We start from the raw sequence: 17,710 nt of genomic DNA, 5'->3' as shown, positions 1-17,710 counted from the left end.
CCTGTCGTGTGAAGGGCGAGCAGTCGGTCAGTCGCCTTCGGGGTCGTCGTCCAGCGGCTCGTCGTCCAGCGGCTCGGCGTCACCGGTCGAGGCGGCCTCGGGGACCGGGGGCGCGACCGGGAACAAGACCGAGCTCAGGTCGCCGCTGGTCTCCGCGCCGAGACCGATCGACAGCGGATCGACGACAGGCGCGGTGTCGAGCACCTCGGACTCGGAGCGCTCGAGCGGCTCCGAGGGCAGCACCCACTGGTTCTCTTGTTCTTCAGGCTTCTGCTGGAACAGTCCCATGAGTTCCATTGTGACCCCGAGCCGCCGTGAGGAGGCCGGATTCACACGGGATTGATCGGATGCGGCGCCGGTGGTCGTCGCCGACGTCGTGGCTGTCAGGCCGAGGCCGCGCGCCGGAAGGTGAAGTATCCCGAGACGGCGCCGTGATTCACGACGCCCGTTCCGGTGCTCATCACCCGATCGGATGTGGTGGCGCCCGATCCGACGAAGGCGTATCCCGTGTGCTCGAGGCGCCAACCGACCCTCTCGACCTCGCTGAGGAAATAGCCGACGCTCTCGTTCTGGAGGTAGTCGTTCGCCGCCGAACCCCAGGACGACGGGGCACCGATGAGGCGGCTGACCTCGACGTGCAGGTGCAGGAGAGGGTCGCCGCGGGTGTGTGCTTCGCGTGCCGCACCGAGCAGTCGTTCAGCTTCTTCTATCGTCAGCACGAGCCCCCTCTTCGTGTCGCCGTCGGCAGACGGCTCACCTGAGAGCGTACGTCGACTGACGGCGTCAGGCCGAGGCCGCGCGCACGGCCTCGACGAGTGCCCGCCAAGGGCCTTCGAGCGCGGAGTCGGGCAGTTCGCGCTCGCGCCGCTCGGACGGTGTGCGCGCCTGGATGCTCCACATGAACCGATCGGCGCCGGGTCCGCCGTCCCGCTCCTGATCCCACGGGCAGCGGTCGATCAGATCGATCCACTCCGCCGCGTCGTCAGTGCCGGCTTCCACATGCCACTGACGGCGGATGCCGGCGATGCCGCCGGTGCGCACCACCGCGATCACGACCTGCGCGTCAGTCGGTGGAGGGGACTCGCTCATCCTCATAGACTCCCACGGTCGTCCACGCCCGTCGAGCTGCTGCGGCTGTGGCGGCATCGATGGCCGTGGCCGCGGCGACGGTCGCGTCGGCGAACTGCGTGAAGGTCGCGGTGCTCGACAGTCCGCCGGTGAGAGCGCGGTACCAGACTGTTCCCGCCCGCTCCCAGGCATTGCCGCCGAGGTCGATCGCGAAGAGGGCGAATGCACGGTTGGGGATGCCCGAGTTGATGTGCACCCCGCCGTTGTCTTCGGTGGTGCGGACGAAGCCGCTCATGTGGTCGGGCTGCGGATCGCGGCCGAGCTCATCGTCGTCGTAGGCGGTGCCGGGTGCGATCATCGAGCGCAGCGCCGCGCCCTCGACGGCGTCGGTGAAGATCTCGGCACCGATGAGCCACGTCGCCTGGTCGGCCGTCTGGCTCAGTGCGTACTGCTCAGTCAGGGCGCCGAACACGTCGGCGATCGACTCGTTCAGGGCGCCCGGCTGCCCCTGGTATTCGAGGTTGGCGGTGTGCTGCACCACGCCGTGGGCGAGCTCGTGGCCGATGACGGTGAGCGAGCCGGTGAAGTGCTGGAACACCTCGCCGTCTCCATCGCCGAAGACCATGCGCTCGCCGTCCCAGAAGGCGTTGTCGTATTCGACGCCGTAGTGCACGGTCGCATCCAGCGGGGCGCCCGCGTCGTCGAGAGAGTTGCGCTCGAACGCGGCCAACAGCATCTCGAACGTGGCGCCGAGGCCGTCGAAGGCCTCATTCACCGCGGTGTCATCGACCGGGGCATCGTCTTCGCCTCGCACGACCGCGCCGGGCAGCTGCTGCGTGTTGCCGGCGTCGCTGATCGTGCGGTTGGGGGCATCGGACAGCTGCGCCACGAGGTCGCCGTTCTCGTCGATCGACAGGTCGATGCGCGCGCGGAAGGGCGGTCGACCGGCGGTCAGCGTCTGTCTCGCAGCTGCGGCGGCCTTGGGGAATCGGCCTGACTCGGCCAGACGCGCGAGCAGGTAAGAGGGGACCACTCCATGACGTTCTCCGGATGCTGTGCTGCTCATGGTGCGACCCTACGCTGGGACGCCGACGTTCGTGTGGCGCGGGCGCGTTGCGGTGAGAACCGCGTCGGGTGGACCCGGCGTGGGGCGGAGTTCTCTGTGTCGGGAGGAGCCGTGCCGCGTGGCTGTCCGCCCGACGCGGAGTTCTCCGCCGCACACGGTGCCTCCTCCCGGCGCGCGCCCTCAGTCGTTCTCGATGCTCAGCACGGTCGTGCGCAGGCCGTCGGACTCGTACTGCACGGGCATGCCCGGGTGGTCGATCGAGAACCAGAAGATGCCGTCGTCGGTGTCGTACCGGCGGCAGGTGAGCGCACCGAGCGGGGTCGTCAGACTCACGGTCGACACGCTCGTCGTGCCGGCGTCGAAGGCGGCATGGCCCTGCAGTTCTGCCCAGGTCACCCGATTCGAGACGACGGCCTTGGGGTCCTCCGCTGCCCAGCGGTCGAGCGTCGCTCCCTCGTCATCGGTGTCGTGGAAGCGGTTGACGTGCTCGCCCATCGGTCCGTCGGGGCCTTCGAGCAGCAGGTGGATCACCATCCCCGTGCCGGTGGCGTCGCGGATCTCGGCGGCGGTGAACGGCGTCGGGAGGAGTCCGGGGCCGAGCAGGTGCGGATCGGGATCGGTCATGAAGACAGTCTGCGCCATGGTCCGGGCCGCACGTCACGGGATGGTCTCGATGGGCAGGTCCGTCGCCCCATTCCTTGACAGGATTGCGTTCTGTATACAGAATACCAATACGCCCGAAGGGGCGATCCCGACCTGATCTTCCAATGATGAAAGAGGTAGCGAGATGGCACGTGCGAACGTGACGCGGTATCTGGCACTGGGTGCCGCCGGCGCTCTGGCACTCGGACTCGCCGCGTGCAGCGGTGGGGGTGGAGGAGGCGGTGGAGGCGTCGACGCCGACGGCAACGCCACCGTCGTCTGGTCGACCTGGGGCACGGCCGACGAGCTCACCCGCTACGAGGAGTTCAACAAGGACTTCATGGAGCGCCACCCCGACATCAAGGTCAAGCTGCAGCCCGTGGCGGACTATGGCGACTACCACTCCAAGCTGCTCGCTCAGCTCACCAGCAACACCGCGCCCGACGTGTTCTACGTGGGCGACGACAAGATCGGCCAGTTCGTCGACTCGAACCGGCTCATGCCGCTGAGCGACCTGATGGACTCGAAGGACAGCAAGACGAAGAAGGATGACTTCTTCCCCGGGCTCTTCGGCGCTGCCGAGAACGACGGCGAGGTGTACGCCGCCCCGAACGACTCGAACCCCGACGTGTTCTGGTACGACAAGCAGGCGCTGGCGGCCGCAGGGATCACGGAGGACCCGGCGACCCTCGCCGAGAACGGCGAGTGGACCACCGACAAGTTCCTGGAGATGAACGAGAAGCTCCACGACGCGGGCCTCACCGGCACCATGTACTGGAACTACTGGGCGACGCACTGGAGCTGGCTCTCGTCGCAGGGCCTCGATGCTCCCTATGACGATTCCGGTGCCTTCGTCGCGAACAACGACGCCGCCACCGTCGAGTCGGTGCAGCAGCTCGGCGACCTGTTCGAGGACGGCACCTTCGTCGTCGCCGACACCCTTCCTGACGGTGCCGGCGCCGACAGCGTGTTCGTCACGCACAAGGCCGGCTTCTTCGTGCAGGGCCGCTACACGATCGGCACGGTCGATGCGACGGGCGAGCAGGACAGCTACGACATCGTGCAGTGGCCGACTCCCGACGGCGAAGCCGCTCCGACCGGAGTCGCGACCAGCTTCCTCGCCATCAACGGCAAGACCAAGGTGAAGGACGCGGCGTTCACGTTCTGGACCGAGTTCCTCTCGGCGGAGGGGCAGACCTTCCGTCTGCAGGGCGGCGGCAATGCCGTCCCGTCGATCAAGGGCGCTGACGAGGTCGTGCTCGAGGACGACTATCCCGCACACGCCCAGACCTTCCTCGACATGCGTGACATCGGATTCGAGGACTACCCCGCCGAGGCGCGCGTGCCTGGCCTGCCGACCGCGATCGCGGACGAGTTCCTGAAGCTCTACCAGGGCAAGACCGACGCGCAGGCCACCCTCGACACGATCGCCGACGTGGTCAAGGACCGGTCGGAGAAGTAGGCGTGAGCACTGTCACCGAGAACGGGCGGATGCCGCAGGTCACCCCTGCGGCATCCGCCCCGCCCCTGCGCAAGGAGGCGCTCTGGCGCCGCCGTGATCGGCGGTGGGGGTACGTCTTCGTCGGCCCGCAGCTGATCGGCATGGGCCTGTTCGTCGTCCTGCCGTTCGCCGCCAGCCTGGTGCTGGCGTTCGCCGACTGGGACGGTCTGTCCGACCTCACGTGGGTGGGGTTCGCGAACTTCGCCGACCAGTTGACGGACCCGCTGCTGTGGCGAGCGATCATCAACACGCTCATCATCGCGATCGTCACGGTCCCCATCGGTCTCGGCCTCTCGGTGATCGTCGCCGTCGCGCTCGAGAAGCTCAAGACGCGCACGCTCTACCTGATCCTGTTCTTCGCCCCCGTGGTGACCTCGACGGTCGCGGTGGCGATGATCTGGCAGCAGATGTTCCGCTCCGACGGGCTGCTGTCCACGACGATCTCGAAGGTCTTCGGGGTCACCCCGCCCGACTGGCTGCAGGACCCGAAGCTGGCCCTCCTCGCCGTCTGCATCGTCACGATCTGGTCGTCGATGGGCCTCAACGTCGTGATCTTCCTCGCCGGATTGCAGAACATCTCACCCTCGGTGATCGAGGCGGCGCGCATCGACGGTGCCGGCCCGTGGCGGCTGTTCACCAGCATCCGCCTGCCGCTGCTCTCCCCGATCGTCTTCTTCTCGTCGGTGGTCGCGTTCATCTCGTCGCTGCAGACGTTCGACACGGTCTATGTGCTGGTGCAGGACGCCGGCCCCGACAACGCGACCCGCACGATCGTCTACCACATCTTCGATCTGGGCTTCGGGCGGTTCGAGTTCGGTCCGTCCAGCGCCGCGAGCATCATCCTGCTCCTGCTCACGCTCGTCATCACCGCGGTGCAGTTCGGCGCGCAGAAGAAGTTCGTCCACTACGAGGATGACCCCGCATGAGCATTCAGACGCCCCCGCTGACCGGCCCTGCTCCGGCCACGGACTCCACCATCGCGATCACTGCGCCCGGCTACCGGTCCCGTGGCCGTGGTGGCCCCGCCGTCGACCGCGCACGCCGCCGGTTCGGTTCGACCCTGCTGCACGTGGTGCTCGTGGTGGCAGGGATCGGCATGGTGTTCCCGTTCATCTGGATGCTGCTGACCTCGTTCAAGACCCTGCCGCAGCTGCTGAAGAACCCGCTGCAGTTCCTCCCGGATCCCTGGACGTTCGACAACTACACCCAGGCCTGGAACGCGGTGCCGTTCGGGCAGGCCTACCTGAACAGCGCCTACATCGCGATCCTCGTGGTGGTGGGCACCCTGCTCACGGCCTCGATGGCCGGCTACGCGTTCGCGCGGATCCGGTTCCGTGGCAGCAAGGTCCTCTTCATCGTCTTCCTCGCGACGCAGATGATCCCGAAGCAGGTGACGCTGATCCCGTTCTACCTGCTGATGTCGAACCTCGGCTGGGTCGACTCGCATCTCGCGCTGATCGTGCCGGGGATCATGGCGAACCCGTTCGCGGTGTTCCTGATGCGTCAGTTCGTGCTGGCGCTGCCGCGCGAGCTCGAAGAGGCGGCCATCGTCGACGGCGCCGGCCGCTGGCGCATCTTCTGGAGCGTCGTGCTCCCGAACCTCAAGCCCGGTCTCGCAGCCCTCAGCATCATCGTGGCGCTCGACGTGTGGAATGCCTTCCTGTTCCCGCTGGTGTTGCTGAACTCGCCCGACCTGTTCACGGTGCCGCTGCTGCTGAACGCGTTCGAGAGCCAGCAGGGGTCGGTCAACTACGGACTCGTGATGGCGGCCTCCGCGATCGCTACCGTGCCGATGCTGATCGTGTTCGTGATCGGCCAGCGGAAGATCCTCAACAGCATGGCTGCGTCGGGACTGGGAGGACGATGATGACGGATGCTGCAGCACTCGCCGGGCGTCGCCTCGACCTCGTCACCGCCCCGTTCACCCTGCCCCGCTCACGGGTGCTCGTGTTCCGTGCGGAGCACGGGGAGGGCGTGCGCGTGCACACCTCGGAGTACGAGAGGCGGCTGTCGGAATGCCGGGTGCTGGACGCGCTGGCCGTGGTGGATGCGGCGGGAGCGATGCTTCCGGTGACCGACGTGCACCCGGCGCGGGTGACGTTCGGCGATGCGGCGGCGACGCTGACGTTCGCCGACCCGTCGACGCTGAGCGTCGGGGGAGAACCCGGGCTGCGGGTGCGGTTGCGGCGACCGGACGGGCGTGTGGATGAGCATCCGCTCGGTGACGGACTTCGACTCCGCATCGATGCCGATCGTGCCGTCGTCGTCGAGCCCGGCGACCATGCTGCGGCGCTCGCAACGACGGAGGAGGTCTGGGGTGACTGGTTCGCGAAGTGTCCGACAGTGCGCGACGACCTGCAGGAGATGACTGCGTTCTGCTGGTGGGTGCTCGGAGCGAACATCGTCGAGCTGCCCTCGCTCGGGGACGCCAGAGCGATCGTCCCGTCGAAGATCGGCTATGTCGGCCTGTGGCAGTGGGATGCGTACTTCATCGCCGTCGGGCTGCGACACGGCGACCCGGAGCTCGCGCGCGAACAGCTCGACATCGCCTTCCGGTTCGCCCAGTCCGACGGGCAGCTGCCCGACGTGGTGCACGAGCTCGGGGTGCTGGCCACCAGCGATGATCTGCCCGAGAGCGACCGCGCGAACCTGCGTCGCGCCGGGTCGCAGATCGCCGACCCGAGCGCGCCCGTGCCCCTGACGAAACCACCGCTCGCCGCGTGGGCGCTGCGCAAGGTGCTCGAGGTCGAGGACGCGCCCGATTACGCGAGAACGCAGCTGGCGCGCATCGTCCGCTCGCAGGACTGGTGGTTCGCCGCGAGCGACCTCGACCGCGACGGGATGCCGGAGTATGGCCACCCGTACTCCTCAGGCCTCGACGACAGCCCGATCTTCGACGGTCCGCTGCCGACCGCGGCTCCCGACCTCGGGGCGTACCTCGTGCGCCAGGATCGGGAACTCGCGTCGCTGCTGGAGAAGTACGAGCCGGATACCGACCTGACGCGGTTCCGCGAGCGGGCGGCGGCCACGCAAGAGCTGCTGCTGCGCATGTGGGATCCCGAGCGTGCTCGCTTCCTCGCGTTCGGCGGAGGCGAGCTGCAGCTCAGCGACACCGTCGTCGGCCTGATGCCGCTGCTCACGGGCACGCTGCCGACGTCGATCGCCGAGGTGTTGCGCGCAGCCGTCGACGACCCCGAACGCTTCCGCCTGCCCTGGGGTCTGCCCACGGTCGCGGCCTCGGACCCGGACTTCTCGGACGAGCGCATGTGGCGTGGCCCGGTGTGGGTCAACACGAGCACGCTCATCGCGGAAGGGCTCGAGGCTTCGGGCTACGCCGAGCGGGCGCGGGAGCTGCGGGAGCAGACCGTTGCGCTGGTGATCCATGGCGGTGGTCCGCACGAGTACTTCAACCCGCTCACAGGTCAGAAGGCCCGCATGGCGACGACCGCGTTCGGCTGGTCGGCTGCGCTCTTCATCGACCTCGCCGTGCAGCTCAGCTGAGCGCCTTCGGCGTCGTTCCGCCACGCCGGGGCCTGGTTAGCTGATGTGATGCATGAGCCGCTCACGATCACGCTCGAAGACCCGCGCTCACCGGAAGGGCGAGGCGTCCTGGAGGCCTTCTTCGCGGAAGTCATCGGGCGCTACTGGGATCGGCCGGCCACCGCGGCGGAGGTCGAGCAGGAGATGGAGAGCGACCCGAGTGACGACCTCCGGGGCGATACCGGGTTCCTGCTCGTCGTTCGAGACGGCGCCCAGGCGGTCGGCTGCGGAGGCGTTCGATTCGTCGGACCGGGAGCGGGCGAGATCACGCGGGTGTACATCGCCCCCGCCGCGCGCGGGCGTGGGGTCGGACGCTCCCTGATCCACGAACTCGAATCGATGAGTGCCGAGCGCGGTCTGCACACTCTCCGGCTGACCGTGCGTCGCGACCTCGCCGAGGCGCACCGGCTCTACCAGCGACTCGGGTATGAACCGGTCGCGCCCTTCTCCGACTCGCCCTACGCCCACCACCAGTTGGCGAAGAAGCTGGATGCGCCGTCCCCATCGGGAGATCGTTGACGGACTCCACCAACGGGAGCGGGGTGCCCCAGGGTGCTAACCGGAGGAGTGGAGAGCGTGCAGCAGCCCGACGCGCATCGACGCGCCGTCGGGGGACTGCAGCATGGTGAAGAGCGTGCGGGTGCAGGTGCGGCACCGCACGATGGCGGCGTGGCGATCGAGCTCGACCACGGTCTCGGCGAGGGCCGCGAGCGCGCCGCAACCGCCGCAGGTGCCGGCCAGCGCGGTGACGTCCGCGCCGAAGAGGTCCCAGAGCATGCCGGCGATCGCGTTTCCGTCGACGGTCTGTGCGGGGGCGGCAGCATCCATCACTTTCCTCCGAATCGTTCGGTGCGCACACGTTCCGGCGCATGCCCGAGGCCGACCAGCAGGTCGGCCACATGCTCGACGAACCCGGTGGGCCCGCACACGAAGACCAGGGGAGCGCGCTCGGGTGGCCAGATGGCATCCCGGAGCACCTCTTCGGTGACACGTCCGACGGTCCCCGCCCATCCGTCAGGAGCGGAACGGGTGAACGCCCATCGCACATCCGCGGCCGCCCCTGCGGGTGCTGCCTCGAGCTCACTGCGGTAGAGGGCTTCGTGCGGAGCCCGCACCGAGTAGAGCAACCTCACCGCGTCGGTCGCCCCTGCGGACTGAGCCGCCCGCACCATCGACATCAGCGGCACGATGCCGGATCCCCCGGCGATGAGCTGCACGGGACCGGGTGTTTCGGGCCGCCAGACGAAGTATCTCCCCAGTGGGCCCTTCACCTCGAGCTCGTCGCCGACGCGGACGTCCCGCACCAGGTACGGGGAGACCTCCCCGTCGGGGATCTCGTCGACCGCGAGTTCGATCGTCTCGCTGTCGCCGAAGGAGGCGAGCGAGTAGGAGCGGACCGCCTGGTAGCCGTCTTCGGCGGTGAGCCGGATATCGACGTGCTGTCCCGGATCGCTCCCCGGCCAGCCCGGCGCGCTGAGGCGGATCGTGCGGGCCGAATCCGTCTCCGCGTGCGCGCCCGTCACCCGGGCCTCACGCCAGCCGCCGACCGTCACCAATAGCGTTCCTCGGTCCATGGATCGCCGTGCATGTTGTAGCCGTTCTGCTCCCAGAAGCCCGGAGCATCCTCCTGCATCAGGGTGAGCGCCCTGAGCCACTTCGCGCTCTTCCAGAAATAGAGGTGCGGCACGATCAGCCGCGCGGGGCCACCATGCTCCGGGGCGAGCGGCTCACCCTCGAACTCGAATGCGATCCACGATTGCCCGCCCAGCAGATCGTCGAGGGGGATGTTCGTGGTGTACCCGCCGTAGGAATGGGCCATCGCGAAGGAGGCGGCGGTGTCGATCTCCTCGAAGAGCGTGTCGAGAGAGACTCCGCGCCAGGAGGTGCCGAGCTTCGACCATCGCGTCACGCAGTGGATATCGGTGTGCACGTCTTCGATGGGCAGCTCGTGCAGTTGATCCCACGTCCAGGAGGCGACCTCGCCGACCTCGTTGCGGATGCCGAAGCTCCACTCCGACATAGGGATGTTCGGCGTCGGCCCTGCGGAGAGCACGGGGAAGTCCTCGGTGAGGTACTGCCCCGGCGGGAGCTCCGGAGTGCTCTCCCTGCGTCGAGCGCCGAAACCTCGGGAAATCACGGCCATGATCTTGCTCCTGTCGGTGGATGCGACCCTGCGCGTCAGGCGTACTGGTTCAGACGGTACTCCGCGGAGGGTGCCCAGAGCGAGGATGCGCTGTATGCCGTGCATCCACTCGAGCTTGAGCGCTTCGACGGCCACAGGGATGACGCCATCGGCGAGATGCCCTGAGCCGCGTGCCTAGTTCTGTTCCGACCGGTCCCGCGCGGCCAGGACCAGCAGGACCACACCGGTGACGGCTAGCGCGATGTTCACTATGAGGTACGTGGCTCCGTCGACACCACCTGCGCGCACGACGGAGTACGACGTCACTGAGCCGATTGCGGCCAGGGCGATCGCGACGAAGCCCCACCCTCGCATTGTCGATTTCTTCATCGCATCACCGTCCCTGTTGTGCCCCTAGGGTAGCCCGCGGCGATCCGCTGCGCGAAACGCAGAAGCCTATCGTGCAGGCTCTCATCCGCGTCCAGAACTTGATGCCCCGCACCGGGTACGATCGTGACCTCCACATCGGCACCCGCGCCGCGGCAAGCGTCGCCTGGAACGCCTGATACGCCCCGTAGGACACGTCACCCTTTGACGGCGGGGCTACGCCGTGAAGTACGAGCTCGTGGCGTTGTCGAGGATGCGCTGCATGCCGTGCATCCAGTTGAGCTTGAGGGCTTCGACGGCGCCGGGGACGTCGCCGTCGGCGAGGTGCCGAGCGATCTCGGCATGCTCGGCAGCGACGCGTTCGACCTTGACGTCTTCGGGCACGAGGAGCGACTCGTAGCGGTGGAACGAGCTGCGCACGTTGTCGATCACGGCGAGCAGGCGGGCGTTCGGGCAGGCCGACAGCATCACGCTGTGCCACTCGTCGTCCTTGGTGATGACGAGCTGGTGCTCCACGAGCTCGTCGGCGAACGCGTCGGCCATCTCTTTGAGCTGCGCGCCGATGCGACGCAGCTCGTCGGGCGGGCTGAGCTCGATCGCGAGGCTCTCGAGCGCCGCCAGGACGGGAGCGAGATCGCGGAACTCGGAGGCGCTGAGCGGGACGAACCGGAAGCCCTTGCCGTTCTCGCTCTCGATCTGCCCTTCGGACTCCAGGGCGATGAGCGCCTCGCGGAGCGGCGTGCGGCTGACGCCGAGCTCGGTGGCGAGCTGCACCTCATTGATGCCCTCGCCGGGCTGCACGAGTCCGGCGCGCATGCGGGTCAGCAGCTCCTGCCGAACCTGCGAGCGCAGGTTCTTGCGTTCGATCGCCATGCATCCCCTCTTCTGCCGCCTGCCCGTCAGCCTATGGGTTGACGGGCCTCTGACGACGTCTTAGTCTGTGTATACAGAATACAGCCGATCCCGGATTTGCACCAGTGCCCGGTCGGGATCAGCCGGTGATGACTCAGAGAGGAGACTTCGTGCCCGCACCCGGTGGCGACCAGCCCACCCGACGCGTCCGCCTCGACGCCCTCGCCTACGGCGGCGACTACAACCCCGACCAGTGGTCGGAAGCGACCTGGCACGAAGACATCCGTCTGATGCGTGAAGCCGGCGTGAACATGGTGAGCCTGCCGATCTTCAGCTGGCCCCAGCTGGAGCCGGAGCCCGGCATCTTCGACTGGGCCTGGCTCGACCGCATCATCGACCTGCTGTGGGAAGCGGGCATCGCGATCGACCTCGCCACCGCCACCGCGACCCCGCCGTCGTGGCTGCTGCGCGCGCACCCCGAGATGGCGCCGTGGGACGCGGACGGCCACCGGCTCGAGTTCGGATCCCGCCAGACCTACTGCCCCTCATCTCCGATCTGGCGCGAGAACGTCGCCCGCATGGCCAGGGCCATGGCCGAGCGCTACGGCGAGCACCCGGGACTCGCGATGTGGCACATCTCGAACGAATACGGCGACCACACCTCGCGCTGCTGGTGCCCCGAGTCGGCCCGTCACTTCCGCCGCTGGCTGCGGGACCGCTACGGCGATCTCGACGGGCTGAACGAGGCCTGGGGCGTGAACGTATGGGGTCAGCGCTACACCTCGTGGGAGCACATCGAGACGCCGAAGAAGGCTCCGGGCCCGGTCAACCCCACCAAGCTGCTCGACTTCGAGCGCTTCTCGTCGGATGCGCTGCTGGAGCTGTTCCAGGTGGAGATCGACGTGCTGCGCGAGGTCACGCCCGACATCGCGGTGACCACGAACTTCATGAGCATGTTCCGCGATCTGAACTACTGGGACTTCGCCGCCGTCGAAGACGTCGTGACCGATGACGCCTACCCCGAGCCGGCCGACCCGACCTCGCACGTCGGCGCCGCGCTCAACTACGGACTGATGCGTTCGCTCAAGGACGGACAGCCGTGGCTGCTGCTGGAGTCGTCCGCGAGCGCCACGAGCTGGCGCGACGTGAACGTGCCCAAGGCCCCTGGCAAGATCCGCGTCGAGAGCCTGCAGGCCGTCGCCCACGGTTCCGACGCCGTGATGTTCTTCCAGTGGCGCCAGGCGAAGTACGGCCAGGAGAAGTTCCACTCCTCGATGCTCGGCCACAGAGGCGAGCGTTCGCGCAGCTTCCGGGAGACCAAGGCGCTGGGCAACGAGCTCAAGAAGCTCGAGCCGGTGCGCGGGACCCGCGTACGCTCGCGCGTCGCCCTCGTCGTGGACTGGGACTCGTGGTGGGGCACCGGCGCTGCGGAATCGCTGCCCTCGCAGCGGTTGCAGTGGGCACAGCAGGCGCGTGCCTGGCACCGGGCGCTGTACACCCTCGGCCAGCCGGTGGATGCGGTGCGTGCGACGGGGCCGTTCGACCGCTACGACGTGGTCGTGGTGCCGAACCTCTACATCGTGGAGCAGCCGCAGGCCGACGCGCTGCGATCATTCGTCGAGCGCGGAGGGCACCTCGTGGTCGGGCCGTTCTCGGGAGTGGTGGATGCCACCGAGAAGGTGCACGACGGCGGAGCGCCAGGACTGCTACGCGACCTGCTCGGTATCGAGGTCGACGAGCAGTGGCCGATCGCCGACGGGTTGACCGAGAGCATCGACTTCGCGGGCGAGATCCTGACGGTGCCGTCGTGGAGCGAATGGCTCGAAGCGGATGACGACGTCGAGGTGCGTGCCACGTATGCGAGCGGCGAGCTCGACGGCCTGCCGGCGGTGACCCGTCGCGCGGCGGGGGAAGGGTCGGCCTGGTACGTCAGCGCGATGTTCGAACCGGACGGTCTGCTCACGGTGTTCCGCGACGTGCTGCGCGCCGCGGGCCTTCCTGCTCGCGAGCGGACGGATGTCGACGTCGAGGTCGTCACCCGAGCCGACGACACCACCGACTACACGTTCTACCTGAATCATGGGCGCGCGCCCGTCGCGTTCGAGATCCCGTCGCCGGGCGTGGACCTGCTCACCGGCGTGCGTCATGCGGGCCGTCTGGAGCTCGAACGCTTCGGCGTGGCGGTGCTCGCCGCTCCCCGTGCCGAGACCCTCTCTCTTGCCACCCTGATCCCGCCTTCGGGCGCTGATGATGTGAAGGAGGACGCATGACCACCCCGTTCGTGCATCCGTACATCCCCAACACCGCCCCCGAGTCGAGGGCGGCGATGCTCGCGGCCGTCGGCGCTTCTTCGGTCGACGAGTTCTACGCCGATGTGCCGGAGTCGCTGCGACTCGGCCGGGCGCTCGACCTGCCGGCACCGTTCGCGGCCGAGCAGGACCTCGCCCGACACGTGCGCGGGCTGCTCGCCAGGAATCGCTCGACCGAGGAACGACTGAGCTTCCTCGGCGCGGGCACCTACAACCACTACGTGCCCGCCGTGGTGGATGAGGTCATCGGCCGCAGCGAGTTCCTGACCGCCTACGCCGGCGAACCCTACGAGGACCACGGCCGCTTCCAGGCCCTGTTCCAGTACCAGTCGCTGATGGCGGAGCTGTTGGAGATGGACGTCGTGAACGTGCCGGTCTACGACGGTTACCAGGCGACGGCGACCGGTCTCACCATGTCGGAGCGTCTCACCGGCCGCGGGCGCGTGCTGGTCGTCAGCGACGTGCTGCCGGCGAAGCTCGCGAAGGTGCACGACTACGTGCGGGCCCACCTGACGCTCGAGCACGTGCCGCCTGTGAACGGCACGGCGGACGTGGAGGGGATCAGGGCCGCACTCGGCGACGATGTCGCCGCCGTGTGGGTCGAGACGCCCAGTGCCACCGGCGCAGTGGAGGCGGCGCTGCAGGAGATCGCGGACGCCGCGCACGCCGCCGGAGCCGTGCTCGTGGTCGGCACCGATCCCATCGGCTACGGGGTGCTCACCCCGCCCTCGGCCTCCGGTGCCGACATCGTGACCGGAGACATCCAGTCCCTCGGCCTGCATCAGTGGTTCGGTGGCGCCCACGGTGGCTTCATCGCCGTGCACGACGACCCTGCGTTCGTGATGGAGATGCCCTCGCGCCTGTTCGGGCTCGCCACCACCGACGTGCCCGGCGAGTACGGCTTCGGCGACGTGGCCTACGACCGCACCTCGTTCGCACACCGCGAGGAGGGGAAGGAATGGGTCGGCACGGCCGCGGCCCTCTGGGGCATCGCCGCCGGTGTCTACCTCGCACTGATGGGTCCCACCGGCATGGCCGAACTCGGCGAGGTGCTGCTCGCCCGCACCCGGTACGCGCAGCAGGCCCTCGCCGCCGTTCCCGGTGTCTCTCTCGATGACGACGCCGTGCATCTCCGCGAATTCACGGTGACCCTTCCGCTGCCCGCGGCGGAGGTCGTCACGGCGCTCCGCTCCAGGGGCATCGAACCCGGCGTGGTCGTGGGCGAGCACCGCCTGCTCGTCTGCGTCACCGAACTGGTCTCCCAATCCGACATCGACGTCCTGGCCGGCGCGCTTGCCGCAGTCGTCGCCCCCGAACTCGCAGAGGAGCAGAAGTGAGCCTCCCCGTCGCGCCCAAGCCGGCGCTCCGCCGATTCCAGCAGGCCCGCTGGGACGAGCCGATCATCTTCGAGCTGACCACACCCGGTGAACGCGGCGTGCTGGTGTCGCAGGTCGAGCCGGGAGTGCGCGAGGCGGTGGGCGATGTGGTCGCCGCGCTGCCGGCTTCCCTGCGTCGCCCGTCTCGTCCCGCGCTGCCCGAGATGGGGCAGATGCGGGTGCTCAAGCACTACCTGCGTCTGTCGCAGGAGAACCTCGGTGCCGACTTCAACGTCGATATCGGCCAGGGCACCTGCACCATGAAGTACGCCCCGAAGATCAACGACCAGCTCGCGAACACGCCGCAGCTCACCGCGATGCACCCGCACCAGGATCCGGCCGATGCGCAGGGCGTGCTCGAGATCGTCTGGCAGCTGGAGCGGGTACTGGCCGAGGTCTCCGGCATGGACGAGGTGTCGCTGCACACCCAGGGCGGCTCGGCGGCGATCTGGTCGAACATCGCCATGATCCGGGCCTTCCATGAGGCGAACGGCGAAGGCGAGCAGCGTCGCGAGGTCATCACCACGATCTTCAGCCACCCCTCGAACGCGGCCGCGGCGAAGGCTGCAGGCTATGAGGTCATCACGGTCTACCCCGACGCCGAGGGCTATCCGTCGCTCGACGCGTTGACGGCCGCGTTGTCGCCCCGCACCGCGGCGATCATGGTCACGAACCCGGAGGACACCGGAATCTACAACCCGGCGATCCGGGAGTGGGTCGACGCTGCGCACGCGGTCGGAGCCCTCGCCTCGTACGACCAGGCCAACGCGAACGGCATCCTCGGTGTCACGCGCGCCCGCGATGCCGGCTTCGACGTGTGCCACTTCAACCTGCACAAGACCTTCGGCACCCCGCACGGCAGCGGTGGACCGGGCTCGGGCGCGAACGCCGTGAGTGCGGCCCTCGCCCCGTTCCTGCCGGGACCGCGCGTGGTGCGGGCGGATGACGGGACCTTCGGGGTGGTCGAGGCGGGAGAGCTGTCGATCGGCGCGGTCGGCCCGTTCTTCGGCGTCATCCCCGCGCTCGTGAAGGCCTACTCCTGGATCATGGCACTGGGGGCTCCGGGGCTGCTGGCCGCCGCAGAGACCGCCGTGCTGAACAACAACTATCTGATGGCTCGTGTGCTCGCGATCCCCGGGGCATCCGCGCCGTACGCCACCGGTCGCCGCCGCATCGAGCAGGTGCGCTACTCGTGGGAGGACCTGTACCAGGAGACCGGCATCTCGTCGGAGGAGATCGGCGTGCGCATGTCCGACTTCGGGATGCACTACTGGACGAGCCACCACCCCTACGTGGTTCCGCAGCCGTTCACGCTCGAGCCCACCGAGTCGTACTCCATGGCGGAGCTCGACGAGTACGCGGCGACCCTCGCCGAGGTAGCACGTGAGGCGCGGGAGAACCCCGAGGTGGTGCGCACCGCCCCGCACAACCAGACCGTGCACCACACGCACCATGACGATCTGGACGACCCGGAGCGGTGGGCGATCACCTGGCGCGCGTACCAGCGGAAGTACTTCCCCGCGGAGTCTGTCGCGTCATGATCGGAGTCGTCGTCAATCCTGTCGCCGGTGTCGGCGGGCCCGCGGGCCTCGCCGGCTCCGACGGTGCGGACGTGCAGCGCAGCGCCCTTGCGCGTGGTGCCCGCTCGCGCGCCCAGGAGCGGGCGGTCCTCGCCCTGACGACGCTCGCCGAACGGCATCCGGGACTCGTGGTCGCGACCGTCGCCGGTGCGATGGGGGCCGACGCGGTGCGTGCAGCGGGACTCGTGTCGCGCGTCGTCGGGGTGGGCGCGCGTGATGCGGGCTCGGCGGGATCGCCTGAGGCGGCGGGGGTGACGGAGGCGGCGGATACGTCGCGTGCGGTCGCAGCGTTGGCCGCGGCAGGGGCAGATCTGATTCTCGTCGTGGGTGGCGACGGCACCCTGCGCGACGCGGTCTCGGGGCTCGGTGCCGTGGGGCATCCGTGGGGTGAAAGGGTGGATGGCGGGAGAGGCGACGACGGATCTGCGTTCGAGGCCGAAAACTCCCGACAGGTGCACGGTCAGGGCGGATCGGGCACGCGTACGCCGCGGCTCGGTCTGCCGGCGGTCCTCGGAGTTCCGGCAGGAGTGAAGATGTACTCGTCCGTGTTCGCGGTCAGTCCGCGGGCGGCGGGATCGATCGCCGCGGACTGGGTCGACCACGAGGGCCTCCCGACCGAGGAGCGCGAGGTGCTGGACATCGACGAGGCCGCGATGCGGCGTGCTCGCGTCGACCCCACGCTGTATGGAATGCTCCGGGTACCGCATCGTTCGGGCCGCACGCAGGCGCGCAAGGCGCCGACGCCGGTCACCGAAGCGGCCGCGGTCGAGGCCGCGGCTCGCGGGGCCGTCTCCCGCATGCGACCGGGCGTGCGTTATCTCCTCGGCCCCGGAGGCACGATCGCCGAGATCACCCGGCAGCTCGGCGTCGAAGGATCGCCACTCGGCGTCGACGTCGTTCTCGACGGTGCCATCCTCGTCCGCGGGGCGAGTGAGCAGGAGCTGCTCGACCAGATCGCCCAGGGCCCCGCGCAGGCTGTCGTCACCGTGATCGGCGGGCAGGGATTCCTGCTCGGGCGCGGCAATCAACAGCTCTCGGCGTCTGTGCTGCGCGCCCTCGGCGACGACCCGCTCCTCGTCGTCGCCCCCGAGCAGAAGCTCATCGACCTGCACGGACGCCCGCTCCTCGTCGACACCGGCGACCCGGAACTCGATGCGAGACTCGCCGGGCACGTCCGCATCATCACCGGCGTCGGCACCCGCAGCCTCTACGCCGTGAATGCGCCCGAACTGATCTCCGTCTGACCATCTCCTGTCTGACCCCCAGT

Annotated in this window: 19 protein-coding genes; 9 read left to right on the top strand and 10 right to left on the bottom strand. The window is 68.7% G+C overall.

The genetic code is table 11. The features are described 5' to 3' along the window. Window positions 1-27: 27 nt before the first annotated feature. The 5 genes from GZ64_RS0103675 to GZ64_RS0103655 form a co-directional block, all read right to left on the bottom strand. Complete coding sequence (locus GZ64_RS0103675; protein WP_029260129.1) at window positions 28-288, bottom strand: hypothetical protein; 261 nt, start codon at window positions 286-288, stop codon at window positions 28-30. A 95-nt stretch (window positions 289-383) separates the two neighbouring features. Continuing rightward, complete coding sequence (locus GZ64_RS0103670; RefSeq protein WP_029265166.1) at window positions 384-719, bottom strand: hypothetical protein; 336 nt, start codon at window positions 717-719, stop codon at window positions 384-386. Between the two features lie 64 nt (window positions 720-783). Continuing rightward, entirely contained in the window at window positions 784-1,089 is a 306-nt protein-coding gene (locus tag GZ64_RS0103665) for a protealysin inhibitor emfourin (RefSeq protein WP_029260128.1), read from the bottom strand. Beyond that, complete coding sequence (locus GZ64_RS0103660; RefSeq protein ID WP_029265165.1) at window positions 1,064-2,134, bottom strand: M4 family metallopeptidase; 1,071 nt, start codon at window positions 2,132-2,134, stop codon at window positions 1,064-1,066. The genes GZ64_RS0103665 and GZ64_RS0103660 overlap by 26 nt, the downstream gene beginning before the upstream one ends. Before the next feature lie 180 nt (window positions 2,135-2,314). After that, complete coding sequence (locus GZ64_RS0103655) at window positions 2,315-2,758, bottom strand: hypothetical protein (RefSeq protein WP_029260126.1); 444 nt, start codon at window positions 2,756-2,758, stop codon at window positions 2,315-2,317. Window positions 2,759-2,921: 163 nt separating this feature from the next. On the opposite strand from GZ64_RS0103655, the gene GZ64_RS0103650 reads away from it, so the two are divergent. Genes GZ64_RS0103650 through GZ64_RS0103630 form a run of 5 tightly spaced genes read left to right on the top strand, consistent with a single transcriptional unit; the run spans window position 2,922 to window position 8,336 of the window. Beyond that, window positions 2,922-4,238, top strand: a complete 1,317-nt coding sequence (locus GZ64_RS0103650) for an ABC transporter substrate-binding protein (RefSeq protein WP_051667833.1) — start codon at window positions 2,922-2,924, stop codon at window positions 4,236-4,238. Between the two features lie 2 nt (window positions 4,239-4,240). Beyond that, window positions 4,241-5,203, top strand: a complete 963-nt coding sequence (locus GZ64_RS0103645) for a carbohydrate ABC transporter permease (RefSeq protein ID WP_051667832.1) — start codon at window positions 4,241-4,243, stop codon at window positions 5,201-5,203. Continuing rightward, complete coding sequence (locus tag GZ64_RS0103640; RefSeq protein ID WP_081859656.1) at window positions 5,200-6,144, top strand: carbohydrate ABC transporter permease; 945 nt, start codon at window positions 5,200-5,202, stop codon at window positions 6,142-6,144. The genes GZ64_RS0103645 and GZ64_RS0103640 overlap by 4 nt, the downstream gene beginning before the upstream one ends. After that, the gene (locus GZ64_RS0103635) at window positions 6,144-7,778 is read left to right on the top strand and encodes an amylo-alpha-1,6-glucosidase (RefSeq protein WP_029265161.1); all 1,635 of its coding nucleotides are present in this window, start codon (window positions 6,144-6,146) and stop codon (window positions 7,776-7,778) included. Before GZ64_RS0103640 ends, GZ64_RS0103635 begins: the two co-directional genes overlap by 1 nt. A gap of 48 nt (window positions 7,779-7,826) precedes the next feature. After that, window positions 7,827-8,336: a GNAT family N-acetyltransferase gene (locus GZ64_RS0103630; protein WP_051667831.1), complete on the top strand. Its 510-nt coding sequence runs from the start codon at window positions 7,827-7,829 to the stop codon at window positions 8,334-8,336. Between the two features lie 36 nt (window positions 8,337-8,372). Here the strand turns inward: GZ64_RS0103630 and GZ64_RS0103625 are convergent, their stop codons facing one another. The 5 genes from GZ64_RS0103625 to GZ64_RS0103600 all read right to left on the bottom strand — a co-directional run bounded on the left by GZ64_RS0103625 (window position 8,373) and on the right by GZ64_RS0103600 (window position 11,199). Further along, the gene (locus GZ64_RS0103625; RefSeq protein ID WP_029265159.1) at window positions 8,373-8,645 is read right to left on the bottom strand and encodes a DUF6510 family protein; all 273 of its coding nucleotides are present in this window, start codon (window positions 8,643-8,645) and stop codon (window positions 8,373-8,375) included. Next, window positions 8,645-9,370 carry a ferredoxin reductase gene (locus tag GZ64_RS0103620; RefSeq protein WP_136025480.1) on the bottom strand — a complete coding sequence of 242 codons (726 nt, stop codon included), beginning with the start codon at window positions 9,368-9,370 and terminating at the stop codon, window positions 8,645-8,647. The genes GZ64_RS0103625 and GZ64_RS0103620 overlap by 1 nt, the downstream gene beginning before the upstream one ends. Then, window positions 9,367-9,960, bottom strand: a complete 594-nt coding sequence (locus GZ64_RS0103615) for a sulfite oxidase-like oxidoreductase (RefSeq protein WP_029265157.1) — start codon at window positions 9,958-9,960, stop codon at window positions 9,367-9,369. Before GZ64_RS0103615 ends, GZ64_RS0103620 begins: the two co-directional genes overlap by 4 nt. 174 nt (window positions 9,961-10,134) lie before the next feature. Then, entirely contained in the window at window positions 10,135-10,329 is a 195-nt protein-coding gene (locus tag GZ64_RS0103610) for a hypothetical protein (RefSeq protein WP_136025479.1), read from the bottom strand. A gap of 213 nt (window positions 10,330-10,542) precedes the next feature. Then, complete coding sequence (locus GZ64_RS0103600; protein ID WP_029265155.1) at window positions 10,543-11,199, bottom strand: GntR family transcriptional regulator; 657 nt, start codon at window positions 11,197-11,199, stop codon at window positions 10,543-10,545. Window positions 11,200-11,348: 149 nt separating this feature from the next. On the opposite strand from GZ64_RS0103600, the gene GZ64_RS19375 reads away from it, so the two are divergent. From GZ64_RS19375 to GZ64_RS18935, 4 genes are read left to right on the top strand one after another with little or no spacing between them, the layout of a single operon-like run. After that, on the top strand, window positions 11,349-13,448 hold the full coding sequence (locus GZ64_RS19375; protein WP_029265154.1) for a beta-galactosidase: 2,100 nt from the start codon (window positions 11,349-11,351) through the stop codon (window positions 13,446-13,448). Then, window positions 13,445-14,824, top strand: coding sequence for an aminomethyl-transferring glycine dehydrogenase subunit GcvPA (gene gcvPA / locus GZ64_RS0103590; protein WP_029265153.1), 1,380 nt, complete (start codon window positions 13,445-13,447; stop codon window positions 14,822-14,824). Before GZ64_RS19375 ends, gcvPA begins: the two co-directional genes overlap by 4 nt. Continuing rightward, window positions 14,821-16,404 (top strand): aminomethyl-transferring glycine dehydrogenase subunit GcvPB, encoded by a 1,584-nt coding sequence (gcvPB, locus tag GZ64_RS0103585; protein ID WP_029265152.1) that lies wholly within the window; start codon window positions 14,821-14,823, stop codon window positions 16,402-16,404. Before gcvPA ends, gcvPB begins: the two co-directional genes overlap by 4 nt. After that, window positions 16,401-17,687, top strand: coding sequence for an ATP-NAD kinase family protein (locus tag GZ64_RS18935; protein WP_051667830.1), 1,287 nt, complete (start codon window positions 16,401-16,403; stop codon window positions 17,685-17,687). Before gcvPB ends, GZ64_RS18935 begins: the two co-directional genes overlap by 4 nt. Window positions 17,688-17,710: the final 23 nt, after the last annotated feature.

Origin of the sequence: Microbacterium sp. Cr-K32 (assembly GCF_000708345.1) — a bacterium.
GTDB lineage: Bacteria > Actinomycetota > Actinomycetes > Actinomycetales > Microbacteriaceae > Microbacterium > Microbacterium maritypicum_A.
Note: the sequence above shows the minus strand (reverse complement) of the source record. Positions and strands in the feature narration are given on the sequence as shown.